The organism is Desulfovirgula thermocuniculi DSM 16036 (assembly GCF_000429345.1).
GTDB classification, from domain to species: domain Bacteria; phylum Bacillota; class Desulfotomaculia; order Desulfotomaculales; family Desulfovirgulaceae; genus Desulfovirgula; species Desulfovirgula thermocuniculi.
This window is the reverse complement of the sequence record NZ_AUBR01000052.1, coordinates 1-22,007: the sequence shown is the minus strand read 5'-3', so window position 1 is coordinate 22,007 and position 22,007 is coordinate 1. Positions and strand designations below refer to the sequence as shown.

At 60.5% G+C, this 22,007-nt stretch carries 15 protein-coding genes; 4 read left to right on the top strand and 11 right to left on the bottom strand.

The genetic code is table 11. The annotated features are described in order from the left end of the window. Both istA and istB read left to right on the top strand, forming a co-directional pair. Positions 1-1,564: IS21 family transposase (istA, locus tag G454_RS18880; RefSeq protein ID WP_211230072.1), on the top strand; the 1,564-nt coding region annotated here is incomplete at its 5' end. Next, the gene (gene istB, locus G454_RS0111570; RefSeq protein ID WP_281168468.1) at positions 1,545-2,363 is read left to right on the top strand and encodes an IS21-like element helper ATPase IstB; all 819 of its coding nucleotides are present in this window, start codon (positions 1,545-1,547) and stop codon (positions 2,361-2,363) included. The genes istA and istB, both read left to right, overlap by 20 nt. A gap of 17 nt (positions 2,364-2,380) precedes the next feature. On the opposite strand, the gene G454_RS0111565 is transcribed toward istB, so the two are convergent. The 10 genes from G454_RS0111565 to G454_RS18870 all read right to left on the bottom strand — a co-directional run bounded on the left by G454_RS0111565 (position 2,381) and on the right by G454_RS18870 (position 19,382). After that, positions 2,381-3,025: a hypothetical protein gene (locus G454_RS0111565; RefSeq protein ID WP_027718759.1), complete on the bottom strand. Its 645-nt coding sequence runs from the start codon at positions 3,023-3,025 to the stop codon at positions 2,381-2,383. 192 nt (positions 3,026-3,217) lie between these two features. Then, the gene (locus tag G454_RS0111560; protein WP_156896746.1) at positions 3,218-3,913 is read right to left on the bottom strand and encodes a hypothetical protein; all 696 of its coding nucleotides are present in this window, start codon (positions 3,911-3,913) and stop codon (positions 3,218-3,220) included. Between the two features lie 201 nt (positions 3,914-4,114). Continuing rightward, positions 4,115-4,510, bottom strand: a complete 396-nt coding sequence (locus G454_RS21480; RefSeq protein WP_156896745.1) for a hypothetical protein — start codon at positions 4,508-4,510, stop codon at positions 4,115-4,117. A 169-nt stretch (positions 4,511-4,679) separates the two neighbouring features. After that, a complete protein-coding gene (locus tag G454_RS0111550) occupies positions 4,680-9,953 on the bottom strand; it encodes a DEAD/DEAH box helicase (protein ID WP_027718756.1) in 5,274 nt (1,757 codons plus the stop codon). Continuing rightward, complete coding sequence (locus G454_RS22115) at positions 9,953-14,560, bottom strand: Eco57I restriction-modification methylase domain-containing protein (protein ID WP_027718755.1); 4,608 nt, start codon at positions 14,558-14,560, stop codon at positions 9,953-9,955. The genes G454_RS0111550 and G454_RS22115 overlap by 1 nt, the downstream gene beginning before the upstream one ends. Further along, positions 14,557-17,481, bottom strand: coding sequence for a helicase-related protein (locus tag G454_RS0111540; protein WP_169719352.1), 2,925 nt, complete (start codon positions 17,479-17,481; stop codon positions 14,557-14,559). The genes G454_RS22115 and G454_RS0111540 overlap by 4 nt, the downstream gene beginning before the upstream one ends. Before the next feature lie 248 nt (positions 17,482-17,729). Beyond that, positions 17,730-17,969, bottom strand: a complete 240-nt coding sequence (locus G454_RS21465; RefSeq protein ID WP_156896744.1) for a hypothetical protein — start codon at positions 17,967-17,969, stop codon at positions 17,730-17,732. A gap of 67 nt (positions 17,970-18,036) precedes the next feature. Beyond that, positions 18,037-18,210, bottom strand: a complete 174-nt coding sequence (locus G454_RS21460; RefSeq protein ID WP_156896743.1) for a hypothetical protein — start codon at positions 18,208-18,210, stop codon at positions 18,037-18,039. 152 nt (positions 18,211-18,362) lie between these two features. After that, positions 18,363-19,103 carry a hypothetical protein gene (locus G454_RS0111525; RefSeq protein WP_027718753.1) on the bottom strand — a complete coding sequence of 247 codons (741 nt, stop codon included), beginning with the start codon at positions 19,101-19,103 and terminating at the stop codon, positions 18,363-18,365. A gap of 75 nt (positions 19,104-19,178) precedes the next feature. Next, a complete protein-coding gene (locus G454_RS18870; RefSeq protein ID WP_035107690.1) occupies positions 19,179-19,382 on the bottom strand; it encodes a MerR family transcriptional regulator in 204 nt (67 codons plus the stop codon). Between the two features lie 615 nt (positions 19,383-19,997). Here G454_RS18870 and G454_RS0111515 point away from each other — a divergent pair. Both G454_RS0111515 and G454_RS20960 read left to right on the top strand, forming a co-directional pair. Then, complete coding sequence (locus G454_RS0111515; protein ID WP_027718752.1) at positions 19,998-20,852, top strand: tyrosine-type recombinase/integrase; 855 nt, start codon at positions 19,998-20,000, stop codon at positions 20,850-20,852. A gap of 48 nt (positions 20,853-20,900) precedes the next feature. Further along, positions 20,901-21,398 carry an AlbA family DNA-binding domain-containing protein gene (locus tag G454_RS20960; protein ID WP_169719351.1) on the top strand — a complete coding sequence of 166 codons (498 nt, stop codon included), beginning with the start codon at positions 20,901-20,903 and terminating at the stop codon, positions 21,396-21,398. Positions 21,399-21,429: 31 nt separating this feature from the next. Here G454_RS20960 and G454_RS0111505 read toward each other — a convergent pair. After that, the coding region (locus tag G454_RS0111505) for an IS1634 family transposase (protein WP_027718751.1) at positions 21,430-22,007 on the bottom strand (578 nt) is incomplete at its 5' end.

Sequence of the window (22,007 nt, the reverse complement as noted above, 5' to 3'; positions counted from 1 at the left end):
TAAAGAAAAAGGGACAGCTCCCGTGCTACTTTTTCGGGAAAAAGAGCTCGAAAAAGTGCACGGGGTGACTGCCAAGATGATAGGGGTGAAGACCTGGGCCATGATCCACACCTACCACCAGCAGGGAGTGCCCAAAAGCCGCATCGCTGAAATGCTGGGCATAGACCGGAAAACGGTAAGCCGTGCCCTACAGCAGGACTCCTACCCGCAGGAGAGAAAGAAGAACCCCTCCATTTTGGACCCGTACAAGCCGTACATAGAGGAGCGGTTGAACAAGTATGACCTCACCGCCACGCGGCTTTTCAGAGAGATCCGGAACCAGGGCTATACCGGTTCCTACGAAACGGTCAAAAGGTACGTGGCCACATTGAGAGAACAGCGGCCCAGGCGGGCTTACATACGGTTTGAAACCGGGCCGGGAGAGCAGGCCCAAGTGGACTGGTCACTTTTCGGCAGGGTCGTGTTGAACGGCCGGGAAGTGCTCATATGGTGCTTCAGCATGGTGCTCTCCTACTCCCGCGCCATGTACATCGAATTTACCACTTCTTGCGACCTGGCCACTTTCATACGGGCCCATGTGAACGCCTTCCAATATTTTGGCGGAGTGACACTTACCGTCGTCTACGACAACATCAAGCTCGTGGTTCTTTCCCGGAGTGAGGGGGCCATACGGTGGAACCCGGAGTTTCTCGCCTTTGCCCACGCCTACGGCTTCAGGCCCATACTCTGTGCCCCGGGCAACCCCGAAGCTAAAGGCAAGGTGGAGCGGCCCTTTCGCTACATCCGGCAGGATTTCTTTAAGGGTACGGAGTTTACAGACCTGGAAGACCTCAACCAGAAGGCCCGCCGCTGGTTGGACGAGGTGGCCAACCGGCGGGTTCACCGCACCACCGGGGCCGTGCCCTTTGAGCGCCTGGCAGAAGAAAAGCTGCGTCCTCTTCCGCCGGGTGAATACCAAGTGAATCTCAGCGAAAAGCGCCTGGTTTCAAAAGATTGTCTGGTCAGTTATGATGGCAACCTCTACTCCGTGCCGTTCATCCTGGCCGGCCGCGAGGTGGAGGTGAAGAATAACGGGCGGGAACTGCTGGTCTTCTACCAGGGTGAACTGGTGGCTAAGCACGAGCTGGCCGAAGGCAAAGGCCGGATGATCCGCAACCCCCATCATTATGAGGGAATGCCAAAGGCAACCTATCCCTACCGCATGCGCAGCACAAGAGAGCTCTTTCTGGGGTACTTTCCCCAGGCGGAAGGTTTTATCGCCGGCCTGGTCAAAACGAAGGGCCCGGGAGCGGCGTACCACCTCCACAGGATAATCGAGCTTTTGGAAATTTACCCCCGGGAAACGGTAGCAAAGGCCCTGGAGCGGGCTTCCCTTTACGGGGCCTTTGACAGCCGCACGGTGCGCAACATATGCGCCCAGGACATGCACCCGCCAAAGGAGCCGGAGCTTCCCCCGCCACCGCTGCCAACAAAGCACCTGCCAACTGAGCAGGTATATGTAGCAGTGCGCTCTCTTAAAGAGTACGAGGCAGCCCTCCTTGGGGGTGGTGAAGATCATGCTTGATGCGGAATACCGGGAATTCTTGGCCAAGCTGAAGAGCCTGCGGCTCTCCCGGCTGGCGGAAGTGCTGGATGCGGAACTCAAGCGCGCCGTGGAGGCCAACCTCTCGTACCTCGATTTCCTGCGGTGCCTGGTGGACAGGGAGCTTGAGCACCGGCAGGCAAAGGCTGTGCAGACGCGCTTCAAAAAGAGCCGCATGCCGGCAGTGAAGACCCTGGAAAGCTTTGACTTTAGCTTTCAGCCATCTCTAAATCCGCAAAAGATCTGGGAACTGGCCGAGCTCCGCTTCCTGCGCCAGCACGAAAACGTGCTCTTTTTGGGACCACCGGGGGTGGGTAAGACTCACCTGGCCCTGGCTTTGGGCTTTAAAGCCTGCCAGGCAGGTTACAAGGTGCTTTTCACCACTCTTTCGGAGATGGCTGCTGCCCTTCATGCTGCCAGAGCTGACGGGAGCCACATGTCTGCCCTAAAGACCTATGTGGCGCCCGACCTCTTGATCATCGATGAAATGGGCTACCTGCCCGTGGAAGCTCACGTGGCCAACTACTTCTTCCAGATAGTGGCCCGCCGCTATGAGCGCGGCTCCATTATCATCACCAGCAACAAGTCTTTCAGTGACTGGGGCCAGATGCTGGGTGACCCGGTGCTTGCCGGTGCGGTCTTAGACAGGCTGCTTCACCACTCCACCGTCATTACCATCAACGGCCCGAGCTACCGGCTGCGCAACAGGTCAAAAACAGGTGAGCCCAAAACAGAGACCTCCCCTTCCAGCGTCGTGACCAAAAGTGGGGAATTTACATGACCAAAAATGAGGAATTTTCATGACCATTTTTGACCCATCAACTTGACCAAAAATGGGGCATCCTCAATGACCAAAAATGGGGCAAAAAATATTGACACCGACACACGCCACTCCTCCCTCTTCTGCTTGATTAACTCATTATACCGACTTGCAAGCTCAGGATTAGTGTGCAGACGTTGGAGTTCTGCCTTCATGCGAGGTGCCATCTTGGGTGAACAAACCAAAGCGAGTTCGTGAGGAGTTCCGTCTTCGTAGAAGTCTAGTTGAACCTTTTTAAGGGCTTCCAGGTACATTTCTGTAGTGAACGGCTTTTCTCCGGCATCGATCGCATTTCCTACTTCCTTGACGCTTTTTGATATCTCTTCGTAGAAGTGTCGGGCCATTTGCGATCTCATTTCCTCGGCTGCGGCGTCGACCTTGGCGATTACGTCTTCCATGGTGAAGCTATCCCCCTGCGACAAATCTAACGTGATTTTACTCGAAGCCTCCATGAATTCATTTTCAACCACTGAGCCATCGGCCCTGATAATGCGGTGGCGATGTCCCTCATGATAACACAACCGTTTCATTTCTTGAAAGAGTGATGGCGTCGAGCGGACCTGCATCCGCTTATTAAGGAGTTCAAGGATCTTCTCTTTAACCTTTGGAAAGTCAGGTAACATATTGGCACCCCCGCAAAAAATTTCGACGTTATCCTTGAAATGAATTCTCGTGGAAAATGGAGGCGTCCCCTAGATCCCCCGTACACGGCAAGGGTGAGAACCGAAAACCACGAGAGGTAGCTGCCACCATTACGTATATGCCACAAATCAGGACAGGTGAGGTCCGGTGCCGCCTACTAAAACTGAAGGCGATCATTCATCGCTCTCAACCTCCAGCCCCTCAACGCCGAGGCCGAGCTCCTGCAGGGCCGCCTCGATTTCCTCCAGTTGCGTCCGCGTAATCCCCGCCTCGGGGGCCACCTCAAAGCGTACGCGGAGACGAAGGCTGGGATCCGTAGCGAAGCGGCTCAGCACTTTCATGTAAAAGTTCGTCCATTTTTGAGAAGGGAGCTCCCCCTCCCATGACAGGCGCCGCATGCTAAGTACCGGCGTCGTGACCGACACCGGCTCCGACGCGCCTGCCGGCTCTGCTTTGCCCCCAGGCTCCTTGGCCACATGGGAACTACGTTCCGGCTCCCCAGGCGGAGGGGGCGGCGCCTCCTTCAGCGCCGCAGCCTTATCGCGCGGCAGGAGAACCACCTGGTCCGAAATCTCTACGTTTGCCGGCCCGAAGTTCGGTTCGTCAATAATCGGCGCGCCCTGGTAACCCCCGTAGGCCTTGCCGACGTAGCCGAACTTCCCAGCCTTCACGCCCTCCGCTATGGTGGTCCGCAAGATCTCGGAATCCAAGAGCCGGGGGAACTGGGGAGAGGCGAAGAACGTGTCCCGCACCGCCTTCGTGGTCCACTCGGTCAGAGCAGGCGGCCAGTTCCGGACGAGGAAATCCGGGCTGATGCTCTCTTCCAGGAGCCCCTCTTGCTTGAGGCGTGCGACGATCAGCCCTACCAAGGACTCGGCCGCACTGGAGTGGAGAAGCCCCAGGTCCACTTCCCGGATGCCCCCGTCTTCTGCTAGGAGCAGAGTCCGCCGGTAGACGCGCCAGACCAGTTCTTTCAGGCTCCGTTCGGTGCGATGCTTCTTATCCCTGAGTTCCTGGATCTGCGAAGGTTCCAGCTTGAGCCGCTCCTGCTCGGCAGGGTCTTCAAGGCTTTACAGGGCGAGCAAGGTTTTCGCCTCGTCCGCAAGGGCCGCACCGCCTTCGGCAACGGCAAAGAGGAGTCCGCTTTTGAACGTCCGTCCGCGTCCTCCGCACTCTTGGATCATGCCTGTGATGAGGCGCTGGGTGGCTTCGCGGGACGCGTTTTCCCAGCCATGCTCCGGAGCGAAAACAACCAGGGTCAACGAAGGCGTGTCCGGAATGCCATCTGATGTTTCGGGGAAATACCGGCGATCCGGCACAGCAGGACCCGCTTTGAACACCTCGCGGATCGCCTGCCGGGCCTTCTGCCGGATGGCTTCATCGGCCTCGGGTCCGGAAAGCGCTGCCCGGCGGTCAGCGAGGAACCGGGCGGCCCACCAGACGTGGAGGGAGTGCAGATGGCTCATCTTCCCGTTCTGGTCACACCGGGAATAGTTTTTAAAATGGCCTGAAATGGGGATCTCGCTTGTTTCGAGCAGGCAGAGACCTTTGGCAAATACATGCGCTGTCCCCTCCTGGACCGCTTCCAGGCCAATGCGGGTCGCGCATTTTTCACCTTGAGCCCCCGACCCGCGGTCAGCGAAGATGGGATTCGGATTTGCGGCGTGCCTGGAGGGCTTGCTGGACCACCCGCGCACATCCCTCGGCGTCCTTCCAGACAGTTCGGCCCCAGAAGGTCAACACCAGCCAACCTAAGAGCTGGAGACGATTGCGCTTCCTAGCGTCAAGCTCAAGGGTTTCCGGGTCTCCATGATAGGCATACCCATCGCAGAAGACCGCCACCTTAAGGTTGGGCCAGGCGAAGTCGGGAACGGTCAACAGCCGGCCTTCCTCATCCCGTATTTCGAAGTCCCGTTGGAAATCAGAGATCCCCACTCGCTCGAGAGCGGCCCGGAGCATCTCCTCGATCTCCCCCTTCGGATAGCAGCGAAAGGTCTCACCGGAGCCCTGGGCCCGGGCCTCGAGCATCTCCGCCAGCTTTTGGCGGCTCGCGCCGTAGGAGGCCGGCTGGGGCTCGACCGGGTTCAGGCTCGCCAGCTCCAGCAGGACATCGCGCACGAGGTTCTTATCAAACAGGGCGTGCCAGGACTGGTTGCGGTAGTGCTTAAGGCAGAGGTAGCAGGCCTTGAGGCAATCGTGCCCGTAAAGCGCCTCCTGCGCGGCGCGGGCTACCTCGGGTAGCCGCTCGGCCATCTCCTCCAGGTAGCCCGCGCCACCGGGCACCGTCTCGTAAAAGACGATCTGCTCGATCGGCAAGCCCCCATGGGGTTTGCGCACGAACACCCCAAGTTCCTCGGGCTCGAGCCCGAGCAACCGGCTTGCCCCGGCGCGTAAGGCTTCCGCGAGCGTGACGACCGTCGGGGACAGCGTATGGCGGCCGATGGTTTTGGCATCCTCCCGCCCAGGCAGGCTCAGGACCAGGCAGTCGGCCTGAAAGCGGTGGGCCAGAACTAAGGGGACGGGTTCCCCTTTGCAGAAGCGCGCGTGATACCCCCGCCACTGCTGCACTTGCTTCGCGTAAGCAGGATCCGTTGGCTCGTAGGGCAGGTGCCGGCCACAATCGGGACACAGCCAAAACCGCCGGCCTTCCCCCAGCTTCTTGCTCTCCAAAGGTCCCCAGTTGGTGATCAGGATCTCGGCCAACCTCAAAAGCTCGACGGGATGCAAGGGGTAAGGGTACAGACGGCATTGAAGCGCCGAGTCTGCGATCAGATACTCACGCCGGTCGAACACCAGCCTCTGGCGCGACTCCTCCTCCGAGGTGATGCGTAGGTTCTCCTCGGCTTCGAAGGCGTCCACGAAGACGACATCTACCGCCTTTTCTAAAGCCGCGTGGCAGCGCGGGCAGGTATTCCGCCCGCTTTCCACGGCCTCGTTGCACTGGGAACAGAAGTGAAAGGCCTCGAGCCGCCCAGCAGCCTCGGCGTCGCTTCGCGCATGACCCGCCTTGCCGGGACCTCCGGGGTAGAGGACCCGGATGGAGCGCAGTTTGTGCCCGTTGGCGTAAACGAAGTTGCCCGGGGCAAACTCCTCGATGGCGATGGCCGCCCCCCGGTAGATGGTGGGGGTGTCGGGCACCCCCGGATCGAGGCTGAAGGTGTCGAGCGGGAATTGATAGGCCGGAAGGACTTGCTGAGTCGCCAGGTAGTTCAGGATGTAGGCTCGCTCCGGGTCTTGGGTGATCTCGTAGTAGGCCCGCTTGCGCGCGGCGGCCTTCTTCTCGTCCTGCCGCGGTGACCCGATAGCGGAGTACTCCCGGAACTCATGGTCAAGCTGTTCCACCCGTCGCCACCAGCGCTCCAGCACTCTCGTGAGTTCCTCCGCGAAACCATCCACCAGCGCCTTTACGTCCTCTTCGCTATAGCGGGTCACCAGGTCGGCTTTGCGATCATACTCCGTGACCCTGAGGATCGCCTGCACGAGCTGGTCCCGGCGTTCCTGGATCTCCTGGAAAAGGGGTTCCAGTTCCTCCCGCTTCCACCTGGTCGGGCGTTGAACGTCGTCCAGGAGGTCTTTCAGGAGGTAGGGGAGTTCGTTCTCAAGGTGAGCGAGCAGGTAGGAGCGCAGGTGGCGCAGGACGATCTTGGGGTTGTCAAGCCTCAGCCTCGGAGGGTCAAATCGTCCAGCCACGAACCATTCTGGCCGCTCAAAGGCGTGGCGGTCATGGGCCCCGCTGGCGCAGAAGGTCGAGACAAACCCGATCCGCAGCCGCCGGCCCGCACGCCCCACCCGCTGGGCGTAATTGGCCGGGGTCGGTGGGGCGTTGCGAAGGACGACGGTCAGGAGCGGGCCGATGTCCACCCCAAGCTCCAAAGTGGGGGTACACACTAAGGCGTCTAGCCTGCCTTCTTTGAAATCCGTCTCCCGGCGCGCCCGATCCTCACCGGAGATCTGGGCGCTGTGCTCGGCCACGGCGAAGCGGCGCGGGGGGCGCTCCAGGTAGAGGCGAACATAGTAATTGTCTCGGTTCAAGGACGCGGGCACCAGCCGCCCGGTTTGGCACTTTGGAGTTGGACATGTCGATAGAAGATACGGGCGCCAGGTCTGACAGGCGTTGCAGCGATACCCCTGTTCGGCAAAGCGCAGCCGGATGCGGCGGGGATCAATCTGGAGAATCCGTAACCGGGGGGTGCGTTCACTCGGGGAAATCGGGAACCTCTCTGTTACGTCGACCAGGATTTCGTACTTAAGGAGAAGCGGTACCACGGCGCGCAAGAACTCTTCCGCTGCCTCCCGACCACCCAGCACCCGGGCGGCCACCTTCTGGGTGGCAGTGAGCTGGCCCGCATGGGGGTTCTCCTGGATGAAGCCCATAAGCCGCCCAGCCTTGCGCAGATGGTCGGGCCGATCTAGCGCAAAGGCCTTGGGGCTGCGGTCCCGATCGGGGAAGCGCACGGCGTAGGGGTCGGCCTCGAGTTCCCGGTAACGGCGTTTTTTGCTTGGGTCGATGTACTCGGTGAAGAAGGGCAGCATCGTGCCGGTTTCCGGACGGCCGTCGTAGGCCACGGCCCGATTCTTGCGCATTACATCCAAAATAGCTTGTACCAGGAGCACTGCCTCTTGGGGAATGAGGCCGAACCGATCCGCGAGGGCCCTAAAATCCCTGTCCTCCTCGAGTTCCTCAAGCCCCTCATACTCCACTGCCACTAACCCCAGGTTCTCCAGGGACGCACGCTGACGGCTGTAACGGGTGACCTCGTTGGCGGCCTGGTAGGCGAGAGCATCGAGCCACCGCTCTTGCTCTGGGCGAGAGGGCCTGGGCGGAATGATCCCCAGGCCCTTGAACCGGTCGAACAGGCGCTGGGGCAGTTCCGTAAGGTACACGCCCTGCGAGCCGACCTCCTGGATCTCGTGCGCCATGGCGTGGCGCAAGGCGAAGGTCCGGTGCTTGTCGGATGTGTAGCCCGCCTGGTGGGCGGCGTCTTGCCGATTGTCGGCGAAGATGAGCAGTTTCCGGTCGTCTCCCTCCAGGTGGTCCAAGTGATGCGTGGCCAGCGCCGAGACAGTGGAAGCAGTGCCTGTCCGTAGCGGCGTGACGATGTCGCCGCGGGTATAGATGTCGCTGCAGGCGGGGCAGGTGCTGAGCTTGCCGCGGTGCATGAGCATCCGGATCGCGGTTCGGTTGCAGGACGGACAGCGACCTCCCGGCTCCAGGAGGCGGCCGCAACCGGGACAGACGCTCACCTCTTCGAGCTTGCCTTCCGCCCGGCTCTTGCGCCGGTTGCGCCGCTCTTGTTCAGCCCCCGTGCCCTCCTCTTCCTCCTCGGCGTCTTCCGCTCCGGGGGCTTCCGGTAGCTCCAGGATCCCATGGGTAAGGAAGGCGGTGCGCTCGTCGCTGAAAAAGTCGCCGGTTCCAACGGGGAGGTCGTCGTCCTCCCGCTCGAACCGGACCTTGACGAAGTCCTGCCCGCAGGTGCGGCATAGGGCCGCAGGCCACGCTACCGAACCGCACTTCGGACACTCACTCCCGCCGTGGGGCACGAGCGTCCGGCACTCCGGATTCAGACACAGGCCGACGTCGTAAACGCCGTGGAAGAACGTATGAAGTTTGGGCCGAAGACGCGGCGGATGCTCTTCGTCTCCCACGCTTCCGACGAGCAGATACGCCTCGACCTCCAGCTGGACCTTCTCAAGCGGCGCGCTCTGCCGCTCTGGCAATACCTCGCGAAGGTGCTCCGCCGCCTCACGAACGGTATGCGGCTCGGCGAGAAATTCCTCCAAGGCTTGCACGACCCGGTTGCCAGCGAGTACGGCCGCCACCCGGTCGGCAATGGGACCTTCGGGGGGGCATCGTTTGCCCGTCAGCTTTTCTGCCAGCGCCACGACCTGCGCATCGTCGGACGGGTTTAAGTCTGCAAGTTGCGAGACCTCCAGGTTTGGAAGCGGGGGGCTATATGGCTCGGCATGGTCCTCCCGAGGGGCATACGACTCGGCCACGATGTCTTCGGCGCGCACCGCTTCGCCGAAAAGGGTCCCGGCAAAGTGCGCCAGGGCTTCGACCCCACCTTCCCCGCTGGCCACCGTGGCCGAGGTGCCGATGGTGACCAGCTTTCCGGGCTCGAGTCCCGCCTGCGCCTTGAGGCGTCGGATGAGCCAGGCGATCTCCGTCGCCAGCGCCCCCCGGTAGCTATGGATCTCGTCGAGCACCAGATAGCGGAGCGCCCGCGTGAACATGTGCCGGTCGGCCTTCCTCACCAGGAGGAAGTCCAGTTGCTTGTAGTTAGTGAGGAGGATGTCGGGCGGGTTTCGGCGAATGTCCGCTCGCGTCAGGCGTTCGATCTCGGCGGGTTCCTCGCGTAGGGCCAGGGTTGTGGTGTCGCTATCCCCGGTGTACAGCGCAAACGAGACGTCCAATCCGCTTCCGCGCAGAAGCCGCCGCAGGCGCTCCAGCTGGTCGTTGGCTAAGGCATTCATGGGGTAGACGAAGACGGCCTGCAGCCCCTGGGCCCCCTCGGCCTTGCGGCGGAGAATTCCGTCCAAGACGGGGAGCAGGAAAGCCTCGGTCTTGCCCGAGCCGGTCCCCGTCGTGATGACGAAAGAGCGCCCTGCCCGCCCGATTCGAAATGCTTGTTCCTGGTGCTGATACAGACGATTTTCGCCGAAGGGCCAGCAAGCTTTCAGTAGGTCGGGGTGAGCCGTTCCCTCCTGCACAAGCTCCCGAAGGGTCGGCCCTAGGGCAAAATCCCGGGCCAGCGTCACGTAGGGTCCCTTAACGACCACATCGGCCTGAGCTAAGTGCTCCTCGAACTGCCGGCGCAGGTGGTCGTCCAGAAACCGAAAGCTCGTCCGCAGGAAACTGCGGTACTCATCGATCAGGTTCCAAACGGCCAAGGGGATGTTGGGCGTCATCACGTGTCCCTCCTTTGGGTAGCCATAAGCCCCGTATTCCGGAGGCCCTCAAGCGCATCGGCGACGCGGTCTGGGGCGAACTCCTCCCGCGAGAGCTTCGGTTGCCACTCGGCGACGGACTGAATGTACGCCACGATGGTCTCGGGTGTGACCGGCTGACCCTGGCGCTGGAGTTCGACAGCCGCCAGGTGCACGGTGGTCCAGCGCTCGAGTGTCTCATCCCGAAAGCCGCGGAACTCTTCGAGAACCAACTCGGCCAGAACCTCGTCCAGGTACCGCGGGGCGTATCGGAGGGCCTCCTCGATGTTGGGTCCTGGCTCAAAATGGGTCTCGCCGCGCGCAACGAGCCAGCGCCGCTGGCGCACGGCGATATCCTCGGGGCCCCTATAGCGCAGGCCGGGGTCATAGGGGCCGGCGGCTTGCTTGCGGAATTCGGTGAAGAGGCCCGTCCCCGTGGCCGCTTCGACGAGGTAGAGCATCTTCTGCACCCTAAAGCGGCTCACCGGGTAGCCCGGTGAATAGAGCTTATGGACGACCCAGGCGAGGACGGCCGCTTGCTGAAAAGCCGTGCTAGCCGACTGGCGTGCGGGCCCGGTTACGTAGGCCTCCGAGGTTTCCGCGGCGCGGGCAAGCCCGACTGCCGGTATGGCGTAGACCTTGGCGCTCTCCACTTCCCGCTTCCATTCCCGGCCTGACAGGTACAGGTTTAACTCAAGGAGCCGATTGAGCATTTCCCGCCGGGCCTGAGGCGCGATACTAAACCGCACCTGCCCACGGTCGTTCGGGTAGAAGCCATGCTCAAGAGCAAGGTCGTCCCAGCCGTAGCAAGCCAGCACGGCCAGGTCCATGGCGACGTGCAGCTCCCGTAGGCGGGCGATATCGTCATCGCTGCAGTTGGGGTCGTGAAACAGGTTGTAGGTCTTAGTCAGGCCCAGGTTGCGGGCAAGCATGATTTGACGCCGATGCTCATGGTATTCCGCGCCGATGCGGGCCGCGTGGGCAAATGCCGGCCGCTGCAGTAGATCTTCCAGGCTGGAGGTCCTATATTCCTGAGGTGGAAAGGGAAAGGTGTCGAAACAGTCAGTTGGTGTGTAGCGAACATCCGTGCGGAGGCTGGACGCCTGCTTTCTTAGCCACAGCTCATGCATACTCGACTGTAGCAAGGCAAAGTGGTAGTCGTCCTGGAAGGCAAAGACGATGAGCATGTGGGAATAAATCCAGTCCTTTGGGACAAAGGTAAGCATATGCAGCTGACTAACCTCTGCACGTACCAGCACCCGCCGTAGCGGGGCGATGGTAGCGCGCAACCCGGATCTGTAGGCCCCAAACTGCCACCAATACTCCCGGTTGCGCTTGTCCCCCGGCCCACGCAACCGCTCGCGCTCCGGCTTCACGCGTTCTTCCACAGTCCGCAACAGGTCTGGATACTGTCGTGCCCTGGCTAAATCCCAATCGTGGAAACAGATGACGTAGCGGCTGGGCCGCTGCTCAGGGTCACTGTTCAGGTCCTCGCCACTGAGGTAGGGGAAAAGGCAATCGGCGTTCCGTGGGTTTTTGGCTACCAGCCGCTCGGCCTCTTCTGGCTCCAACACGAACCCGATGCCACGGACATAGTCGCCGATGAATGCCTTCCCCTCGTTCTGCGGCAATCGTCTTGGCTCGGCCTCAGGGTCGGCGTCTAGGCGCGAGGAGATGAACTCCACGGGCTGACCGTCCAGAAGAGGCAATGGGCGGTGGGCCGATGGCGATTGGTCGGGTTTATGGATGGCGACGAGGTTGACTTCCACGTTGGCGGCGCCGGGCCACTTGATGAAGCGCCTAGCGAAGGTGATGGTCCCGCCCTGCCGCACGATCACGGCCAAGCCGCTTTCCCGGGTGTCGCCCTGCCCAATCGTGTTTGTTGCAACCATCGCCATCGTTCCCCCGGGACGTAAGAGCTGGAAGGCTCGACGAAAGAAAGCAGCGCAAAGGTCTGCAGTTCCCTTGAATGGTTCGTATTCGGCCTCGAGCAAAGTGCGATATACCGGACCAAGAACACCCCTAATCTTCAGCCCACCCAGAAACGGCGGGTTGCCCAGCACTGCGTCGAACCCCGGCCGCTCCGCGTCCACAAAGACCTCGGGGAACTCCAACTCCCAATGGAAGAAACGCTCCCGCTCGCGCACCCGCTCGAACTCCGACCACCAGGGACGGCCTCGGGCGTAGGTATGGAGCTCATCGGGCTTCTCGATGAGGCTCGTCAGGGTATCCCACTCCCGCCAGATCTCGGGGACGAAGGCGCTGGCCGAGCGGAGGTCGAAGAGGAGTTTGGCCGCCGCAAGGATGGAGTCTGCCTGCTTGCGAAGGTCTTCCTTGTAGCGCTGCTCCTCCGTGCTCTCGGGCTGGATGCCCTCCCGCAAGAGATCTTCGGGGCGCACCTCGTCGATGAGCCTGCGCAGGCGCGCCGCCTTGCGGATGGCCTGGCGGACGGGCTCCTGGAAGAGGCGGAGTTGCTGGCGGTTAAACCCCTTGGCTGGCAGGGGCGGCTCTTCCAGCCGGTCCATCCGGGTGCCCAAAAGCGAGTTGCCGCAGCGAATGTGGTGCCGGAAGTACGTCAGCGGCCGGTCGCCGGCCAGCGACTCGATCCAGAGGGCCACCTGGGCGAGTTGGACGGCGGTGGGGTTGAGGTCTACCCCGAAGAGGCAACGTTCGGCAATGCGGCGTTTGCACCAGGCCCGGGCCTCGGAGTTGGCGGCGCGGGCTTCCTCGTCCGAGGCGCGCCAGTTCGTGTCCCATCCCTGCCCGGTGGTGGAGCGAAACTCCGGCGGGGCCTTGCCGCCGTATTCTTCCACGTAGGCCCGGTGTAGGGCATGGCCCAGAAAGCGCATGGCCTCGACCAGGAAGTGACCGCTCCCGCAGGCGGGGTCGAGCACCCGCAGGCGCTCGATCTCGGCGGCGCTCTTTCCCTCGATGAGCGGTCCCAGGGTGTGGCGCACCAGGTCTCGCACCAGTACCCGCGGGGTGTAGAAGGAGCCGGAGCCCTTGCGGCCCGGACCTGGCACGAAGTGGAAGGTGCCCGGCTCTAACCGCCGCACGAGCCGGACGGTGGCGCCTTTGGCGACTCCTTCTTCGGCTTCCTCGTTTACCGCTTCTCCCTCCGCCTCGGCCAGGTCCGTTTCCGCCGCGGTCTCACTTGCGTCGTCGTTCTCATCCTCGGACTCATCGACCGAAGCATCCGGATGTAGCCGTTCGGCCTCGGTGCCGCGGACCAGGGCGACGTTTCCCACAAGGCGCAGGTTCTTCTGCTCGCACAGTCGGACCAGTTCAGCCGGGGGAAGAACGTACTCCCGCCCCTTTATCCGGACCTCGAGGGAGACCTCGCGGGCGATGCGAGGTTCGTATTCCAGAAGCCCTTCGTACACGGCGCCCAGGCTCTCGATATCCAGCTCCCGGAAGGAGACCCGCTCCCGTCCGATTCCACGGCGGGGTGGGGTGGTGGCAAGATCCAGCATGAGCTGCGCCACCTGGCGGTCGGGGAGGCGGGCGCGGTCAAGAATCTGTCCTTCCGGCGTGGTGCGGCTGAAGAAGTCTCCCCCGCGGGGCGGGATGTGGTCCCAGGGGGTGATCGCCGGCAGCCCCTCGTCGTAGATGCGGAAGAGTGCCCGCAGGCGCTCCCAGAGGAACGAGCGGTTTTCCGGCCAGATGCGGTCGGGCCTTGCGAGGATCTCTTCCAGGAGTCCGGTTGCGGAGTAGCTTTTCCAGTAAAGCGGGTGCTCGTTCAGCCGCGGGTCGCGGGCCTCGGCGTAGAGGATGAAGAGGATGCGGTAGAGCGCCAGGAGCGCGGCATCTCGGTAGGTGCGAAGCCTGGCCTCATTGAGTTCGAGCGGGGATGCGAGCTCTCCTCGGGCCACGGCGTCGGCGATGAGGCCGGAGACCATGGACTCGGCGGCCCGGAAGACAGCGCCCTTGAGGTCCTCGGAGACCCGCTCGGCGTGCTCGCGGCTCTCCCGTTCGATCTCCTCGATCGGCCGACGGCCATCCTTGCCAGGAAGGAAAGTGGCAACCGAGAAGAGCTTGAGGAAGGCCGCGAAGGACTCGGGGTCCTCTTCCTCGTCGAGCCCGGCCAGGTCCACCTCGAGGTAGGCGGCCTGAGGACCTTCACCGGGGGCGCGGATGAGCCGCATCCGCTCCCCGGTCACTAGAAATCCGTAGGAAACCCCCTCGCGGGCCAGCGCCTCGCCCAGGGCGCGCATGGAATTGGCCTTCCCCCGGCCAGCACCCAGATCCTCGTCCCAGGCCCCGCAGTACACGAGGAGCAGGGGAGGCTCGCCTGCCGCTTCCGCCTCGGCGGAGGGGAAGAGCCGGTGGATGCCGTTCTCGCCCGCGCCGAGGTGGAAGCCCAGCACGTCCCTAAGGAGCGGGCGGACGAAGCGCTCGCGGCAGGTCAGGGCATCGGCGGCCCGGCCCTCAGCCCGCTCGCGGATCCGGCGGAAACGGGCATAGGCCAGGTCCGTCTCCCGATCGGACAGGGTTCTGCGGCCTCCTCGGCCAGCTCCGCGCCCGAAGACGCTGCCTAGGTAGTAGTCCGAGAAGAAGCCGCGGACATTGCGCAGGTGCCGGAAGGTCATGCCGCACCTCCCTCCGGAACGAGGAAGAGGACGCCCAGCGGCCGAGGGGGTGGCGGTTCATGGACCTGTTCGAAGGCGGCGATCTCCTCCAGGCGCTGCTTGCGGTAGCTCTCAAGGGCCAGCCGGCGCGCTTGGAAACCGCTCACCTCCCGCTCGGCGAAAAGTCGCAGTTGCCCGGTCGCATCGATCAGGCCCCGCGCCCGCCGCTCTTCCTCATCGATCTCCTGCAAGCGGTCGGCGAGGTCGCGCTCGAGATCTTGGCGAAGGATCTCCGCCTGCTTTTGGCGGTGGGTGCGAAGCGCCTCGGTCCTTCGCCTGAGCCAGCGCTCGGCCTCGCCCCGGGCCCGCTCCAGAAGATTCTCAAAGCGGTGGCGGAAGAGCGCCTCCAGGGTTTCTTTCGGAACGTCGCCAGCCGCCTCGGGGGTCAGCCAGCGCCGGTTTTCCTCTGGCTCACCGATGATGCGTCCTTGCAGGTCCACGCGGATGGGGATCAGGTGCTCCTCCAAAAGCCCGCCGCCCCCCTCGATCCGGCCCAGCCAGGTGAAGACCACGGATGCCGGCTCTTCCGGCGGCACGGTGCGGGCGGCGAGCCTGCGGGGCGGCAAGCCCCGCGCGTTTGGGTAAACCTGCAAGAGGCGCCGACGGGCATCGGCGGCAAGAGCCTTTACCAACGGGTGCAACGGGGTGATGAACTCCACCTCGTCGGCGCGGTAGCGGGCGGCCACGGAGCGGCGGAAGGTGGCCGCTTCGTAGACCGCCTGGACCCCCTCCCCCCGGTAGGCCCACGGCACCTCGATCCGATAGATCCCCTCCAGGCCGTCCACCGGACGCACGGCGCCTGGGCCGAGAATCGCCAGAACAACTTCCTCCAACATCCGGTCGTCGGGGAACAGCGGCTCGGCAGTGTACAAGTCCACGTCACCCTGCGGGGTAGCCAAGAGGAGGGGCTGGAGTTCCCGCACGAACTCCCGCATGCAGTCCTCAAAGAGCCTTACTAGGCTTTCCTTTTTGGGCCCAACGTCCGGGGCCTTCGCATCCAGGGCAGTCAGGCCTTCCTGGATGGCCTCTGCCCCTTGGATCACCCCAAGGATGTCGGGGGTGGAGACGTAGTCCCGGGCCATCTGCTCGATTTTCTCCACGAGCTTCGAAAGGACGTCGTCCTCCGGGCTGTCGGGGTAGTAGAGGTACCGGATGATAGGCGGTCGCGTCTGTCCGTACCGGTCCACGCGGCCATTGCGCTGCTCAAGGCGGTTTGGATTCCAGGGCAGTTCCACGTGAATGATGCGCCGGCAGTACAGCTGCAGGTTGAGGCCTTCGCTGGCCGCGTCGGTGGCCAGGAGAACCCGGCTTTCGGGCTTCGCAAACTGATCTTGCCGGCGAAGGCGCTCGCGGCGGGTGAGACCTCCATGGAGCACCACGTAGCGTCCCCGAAGGTCCGGATCGGCATCCAGGCGGGTGCAGATCGCGTCCAAGGTGTCCCGGTATTCGGTGAAGACGATGACCTTCTCGGTGGGGTCTTCAGCAAAGATGCGCTTGAGTTCGGAAACCAGGGCCTCGATCTTGGGATCGCGGTCCGGTAGTTTCTTGAGTAAGGCCCGAATGCGTTTGAGTGCGCGCAACTCGGAGTGACGGCGCTTTTCATCCCTGGGGATGGCCGAGCGCAGGATCCGACGAGCGGTACGCTCGCTCTGGGCTTCGGTGAGCGGCAGATCAGCCTGGAAGTCGCGGAGCTCCGCGGGTTGGGGTGGTTCCTCGCGGGCCTCTTCCCGTTCCAGGGCCTCGAGGCGATGCTCGATGGTCTTGCCGAGTGCCGCCCACGACGACAACGCCCGCTTCTTGACAATCTGCATAGCAAAGCCGATGAGCTCGGCCTCATCCGTCCCCTGCGCCTGTTTGGCGGTTCGGGAACAGTAGGCCGAAACCTCCTGAAGGAGTCCCCGCTCAGTTCCTTCCAGTTGCACAGGGACGCCCTTTACACTGCGCAAGGGGAAGACCAGCTCTTCCCTGCCGTCCACACGGCGGCGGATCTGGGACTTCATGCGCCGGACCATGGGCGTCCCCACCCGGCGGCGGAGATCCTCCTGGGAACCCTTGAAGGTGGCCAGGGTTGGCTCCACAAGTTCCAGAAGCGAGCGGAAAGCGTGGGCGTAGCCGTTATGGGGCGTGGCGGTGAGCAGTAAAAGGCTCCAGGCCGCTTCGCGCAGGGCCAACCCCAGCCGCGTGCGCTGGGTCCGGTAGGGGTTCTGTGGCGTACCCGACTCGGCCAGGGCGTGCGCCTCGTCCACGATCACCAAATCCCAACGCTTGCGCAGGGCGCGGGACCGCACGGTGTCCTTCTTCAAGTAATCGATCGAGGTGATCACCCGCGGCAAGGCCTCCCAGGGGCTGACTCCGGCGGGCAGGGACTCTTGGGCAGCGGCAAGGTCGGCGGCGTTTCCGATAATGCGGAACTCAAGGCCAAACTTATCGAAAAGCTCCTGCCGCCACTGCTCCATCAGCCCAGGAGGCACCACGACGAGAACCCGGCGAACCCGGCCACGGGCCACCAGCTCGAGCATCGCCAGTCCCGCCTCGATGGTCTTGCCCAGGCCCACGTCATCGGCGATAAGCAGGCTCGGGCGCGGCTTGCCAAGGAGCTGAAGCGCCGGAGCCAGCTGGTAGGCTTCCAGCGTGACCCGTCCGAAGCGGGCCCCTGAGACCACCCCCGTGTTTTGAACCAGTGTGGCGGCGAGAATCCGGTGGGCGTTGGCCCAGGCCGCCAGCGAATCCAGTTGCGCAAGGTCGAAGGCTGGTGTCTCTACCGGAAGCAAATGCGCCTCCTCCGGCGGTACCGCCACCTCCAAGAAGGCCGGTTCATCGCTGTCCAGGGCCTCTAGCTTCAACAGCCGCCGGTCGCCCTCCACTTCTACGATCTGGCGCACGACCCACGGGCGGTCACGAAGTGTGATCCGATCGTTCACGGAGATCGCCAGCCTGCTCACCGTTGTTCTCCACCCCTCGGAGTTGCAGATGGTGACCCCATCCATCAACCACCACCGGCTAAAGTCGGGGTCTTGCCAGGGTAAGGAAAATGCATGAGCTGCTTTGCAAAACAAACACCGGGCTGCTTTGTTAAGCAAACATCCAGAGGCAGTATTTGAATGCCTTTAACATTTCCTGCCTGGCCTTATTATAGCCGAACCAGGGAGCAACAAATAAATTCTTCCCTCCATAAAAGGCAAGAAACCAGACAGTGGTGGCAATTAACAAGGTCAAAGTGCGCCATCGAAGCTCCACGGCCTACCCTGCTCCAGAGCAGGACGTTGCCCAAGCGCCCGGCGGGGTCCTTGTAGGTCAGCTCCACCGCGTGGGAGCCGAACCTCTGGACGCTCACGACAGTCACAGGGGCGTCCGGCAGGATGCCGCGCACAAGGGCATGAGGTTTCAGATCTTAAAGCCTTATCATCGTCTCTTATGCGCCCCCTCGCGGTCCTGTTTCAACAAACCCACAGGTGGCCTAAAGTAGCAAAGTCTATACCCCTGCCTTCCAGGATCTTAACCTGGCTGGCATCATAGGGTGAAAGGGTGCACTCGTAGAAGTTGCCGGTTTTAACGCCCTTGGCGGTTACGAAAAGGAAGCCTGCCTTGTTTTGGCACTTTACTACCTCCACCTCTTCGGGCCAGAAGGGTCCGCATAGAGGTGTACCTTCGGTGATTGAATCGCATCCCAATATACCTCACCACTGACATAAAATCGAGTAGCCTTTCAAATATACTGTTCAAAGCTTTTTCAAAACCACCATAAGGTCGCTTTTGCTAAGACTTAAGGTCTAACTATGTGTAGGATAAGCTCTTTATATCTTGGGAATTTACTTGCCAAGTAGTTGGCAAATTCGCTTTTATTCTTAAGTAATCTTCTAAACTGCTCTGCCGTAAGGTCAATTCTACGAGTACACTGGTCTATAATGGTTGTTTTCCCAACTCCTCTACTTTTGGCGACGGTAGAAATTGCCATGTTATACGTTTCTCCACTCCACACAAGCTTGGCGACACTCAAACATGTTTGAAGCGTTTTAGGGAGCCCCTCTTCGGAAATATCTTTTAAAGTTCCCGTATCAACGTACCTTTTGGCTTTTTCCACACTACCTGCAAACCTATCATCTATAAACGGTTTATCCTTTCTTGTGCACTTAGCCGCTAGCGCATAATAAACGGGCCAAACTTCTGTTAAGTGTTCTTTTTTGAATTCAATATCACCTATTATGGCTAAATTCTGATCGTACAAGGTAAGTCGTCCCCATCCTGCAATATCATCTAGTTGCATAATATGGTAGCGGTACTCCATTTCCGCATATCTACCTAGAGCACCCTCAATATAAAATGTCCTCCCAAAAAAGAATCGGATACTAGGATCTTCTTTTCGAACATCTTCAGAAAAATCATGATTTTTGATGTTAATGTTAGCTTTACTTAAGATGAACTCTAAAAACCTTTTAACCCCAAGGAATTCCTCCTCGGGTATAGCATCTAACAGTCGGTGCAGTTCATTTTTGAGGACACTCAAGATTTAACGCCCCCTCTATGACCGCATGCTTTTTCCTGCAAAAAACTTTCAAGTCCGTTCTGGTTGCTGGTACATTTATCCCTTCTTCAACCCCTTACTAGACGTACACCTACCCAAAAGCGCTTCCACGTCCTCCCTCCTGTACCGCTTCTGGCCCGTGGGCAGTCGGATGGGAACCAGGATCCCCTTGTGCTCCCAGTTCCAGAGGGTGCGCTTGGTGACCCGGAAGATAGCCGCTACTTCTTTGGTCAGAAGGAGTTTGTCGTAGCCTGCGGTCACGGAAAATACCCCCTCAACTTACTTTGAATTCTACACGTTTCCACCCCTTTCCTCCCTGAAAAGGCAAAATTTGACCATAATGGACAAAAAGCAGTAACGTAAAGCAATACACATTGACGAAATCCGGATATCTGGATCAGGTGAAATTATGATATAATTCAAACTAGGAAAGAGGGGGTGGTTCAAATTTGGAAGCATTTTTGACCACCCCCCGGGTTGCGTTTTTCGGATCGGGCACCTGGCCCGGGCGGTGTTCTAGCCCCTTGTGAGGGGGTGCCTTGAAACACTTAAAGTCACAAGGCACGTTCCGATCCCGTGGCAACCCGAGCTCGCTGCAGAGCATTGAAATGCAATGCAAGCTAATGTGGTCCGGGCAACGGGGCAGGTCTATACCTGCCCCACGTTTTTGAGGAAGTTTCTTGTGGTGTTTTTAAGCATATGTCAAATTGTCCTTGCTTTTTGTTTTCCGCCGTTATCCGTCAAAGAAATATTGTAGTTCACAAAATGTCCCTTTTGTGAACTAAACAGACCGGGAAGGACGCAAAAAGCGGGAAGCGAAACAACCTTAAGCCCGGATTTTTAGTTCGCAAAAGGAGAAAGGGGGAAACATGTCGAATGGATACTATAACCAGCTTTGTAAACAGCCTGCTTGCCAGGGGCTACTCCTCCGGTACGGCGGAAGTATACGCCGGACACCTGCGCCGGTTCTTTGCCTGGGTGGAGGGGACCTACGGCGAACCCGACCCGGCGGCGGTTACCCCCCTGGACGTGGCCGACTACCGGCGCTTCCTGCAGGGCAAAAACAGAAAACCCGCCACGGTGAACAATGCCCTGGACGCCATCGGCAGCTTCTTCGCCTGGGCGAAAGAAGCCGGTATCGTGCAGGCCGACCCTACGGAGGGCGTGAAGCGGCTGCCGGAGCAAAAATCGGCCCCGAAGTGGCTCTCCCGGAAGGAGCTGGGCGCCTTGGTGCGGGCGGTCCAGAAGTACGGGAGCAAAAAAGACCAGGCCCTGATCACCCTTCTCCTGCACGCCGGGCTTAGGGTTTCGGAGGCGGTATCTCTGAGGACTGCGGACGTGGTCATCCGGGAGCGGTCCGGCTACGTCGCCGTCCGGCAGGGCAAGGGCGGCAAGTACAGGGAGGTGCCCCTGAACGCTACGGCAAGGCGTATCCTGGGGGAGTACCTGGCAACCCTTTCGGGTGAGTGGCTTTTCCCCGGCAGGGGAGGCAGGCCGATGACCAGGCGGGCGGCGGAAAAGGTCCTGGCGAAGTATGCCCGGCTGGCCGGGGTAGAGGCAACCCCGCACCGGCTGAGGCACACGTTCTGCAAGATGCTGGTGGACGCCGGGGAGTCGCTGGACAGGGTGGCGATGCTTGCGGGCCACGAAAACATGAACACCACCGCCAGGTACACAAGGCCCGGCAGGGCCGACCTGGAGGCGGCAGTGGAAAAAATAGCGTGGGAGTAGTTGTTTTTAATTAGGTTGAGATTAACCCCAAGTTATAAGGCAGATGAGGTGAATATCGTGCACGATTCAAAATTTCGGTCGTTGTTTCATCTGCCACTTTCAGAGATTAAAATAGGCGATATCAAGTCTTTCTGCGATCAAAAGATACCGGAGGGTTCGACGATAGATTACAAAGAGGAGCTAATTAAAGAAAAGATTCTACCAACTATAGCTGCGATGGCGAATACAGATGGCGGTTTGATTTTGGTTGGTGTGTCAGAAGAAAGAGAATATGGTGGCCGCAGGAGTTATCCCGGTCTTGTTAAAGGCATTAACAATAAAAACCCAAAACAAACAATAATTAACTGGTGTTACGCTTTTTTACAACCAGCCTTCTGTCCTGAAATACAAGAAATTCCAGTTGGGGACGGTGAAAAGGTTGTAGTTTTTATTCGAATTGACCCTAAACTTGTCCCCGAACTTCCAGTGTTTTGCCGTGACTTGGATTTGAAACCCATAATCTCCCATCCCTTGCGCCCCAAGGGTTTCAGGGTACAAAGAGGGTGACGTACCACTACATTTTACCTGCTTGTGGCAATCAAGTTAGTATCTGCACTTTTTGCGGCGGCCTTATGCCTAACACCCGGAATGCTTCATAGGCTTCCCCCTGCAGTTCGGTACGGAAAAGATAAACCCTTTCGTTAAACTTGAACTCCACCGCGTGCAGGGCAGCAAGGTCGGCCAACAGCTGAAGATAACCGACTTTTGCCTGCTTTTCTCTCAGGTACCGCAAGAGGGCGCTTTCTAAAACCAAGGCCAGAAAGCAAACCATAATGTGGCCCCTGACCCGGGAATCCGTCCAGTGGAAAATGGGCCGCAATTCCAAGCCGGATTTCAGCTCCCTGAAGGCCCTTTCCACCCGCCAGAGCTCCCGGTAAGCCAGCGCCACCTCTTCCGGGGAAAGGTCGGTGTTTGTTTTGAGGAGGTACTTGCCGTCGTAGCGGGCCTCCCTGCGGATGGCCTCCCGGTCAAGGGAGATGGACCCTTTGGCAATCTTGAGGTAGCGTCGGTAACCGCTGTTGCCCACTAGGCTTTTAACATCCTTGCTGGCAAGCTTTCGCTTTAGCTTGAAAATCATCTCCTGGCGGGCTTTCTTGTCCCTTTCCGCCCGCTGGG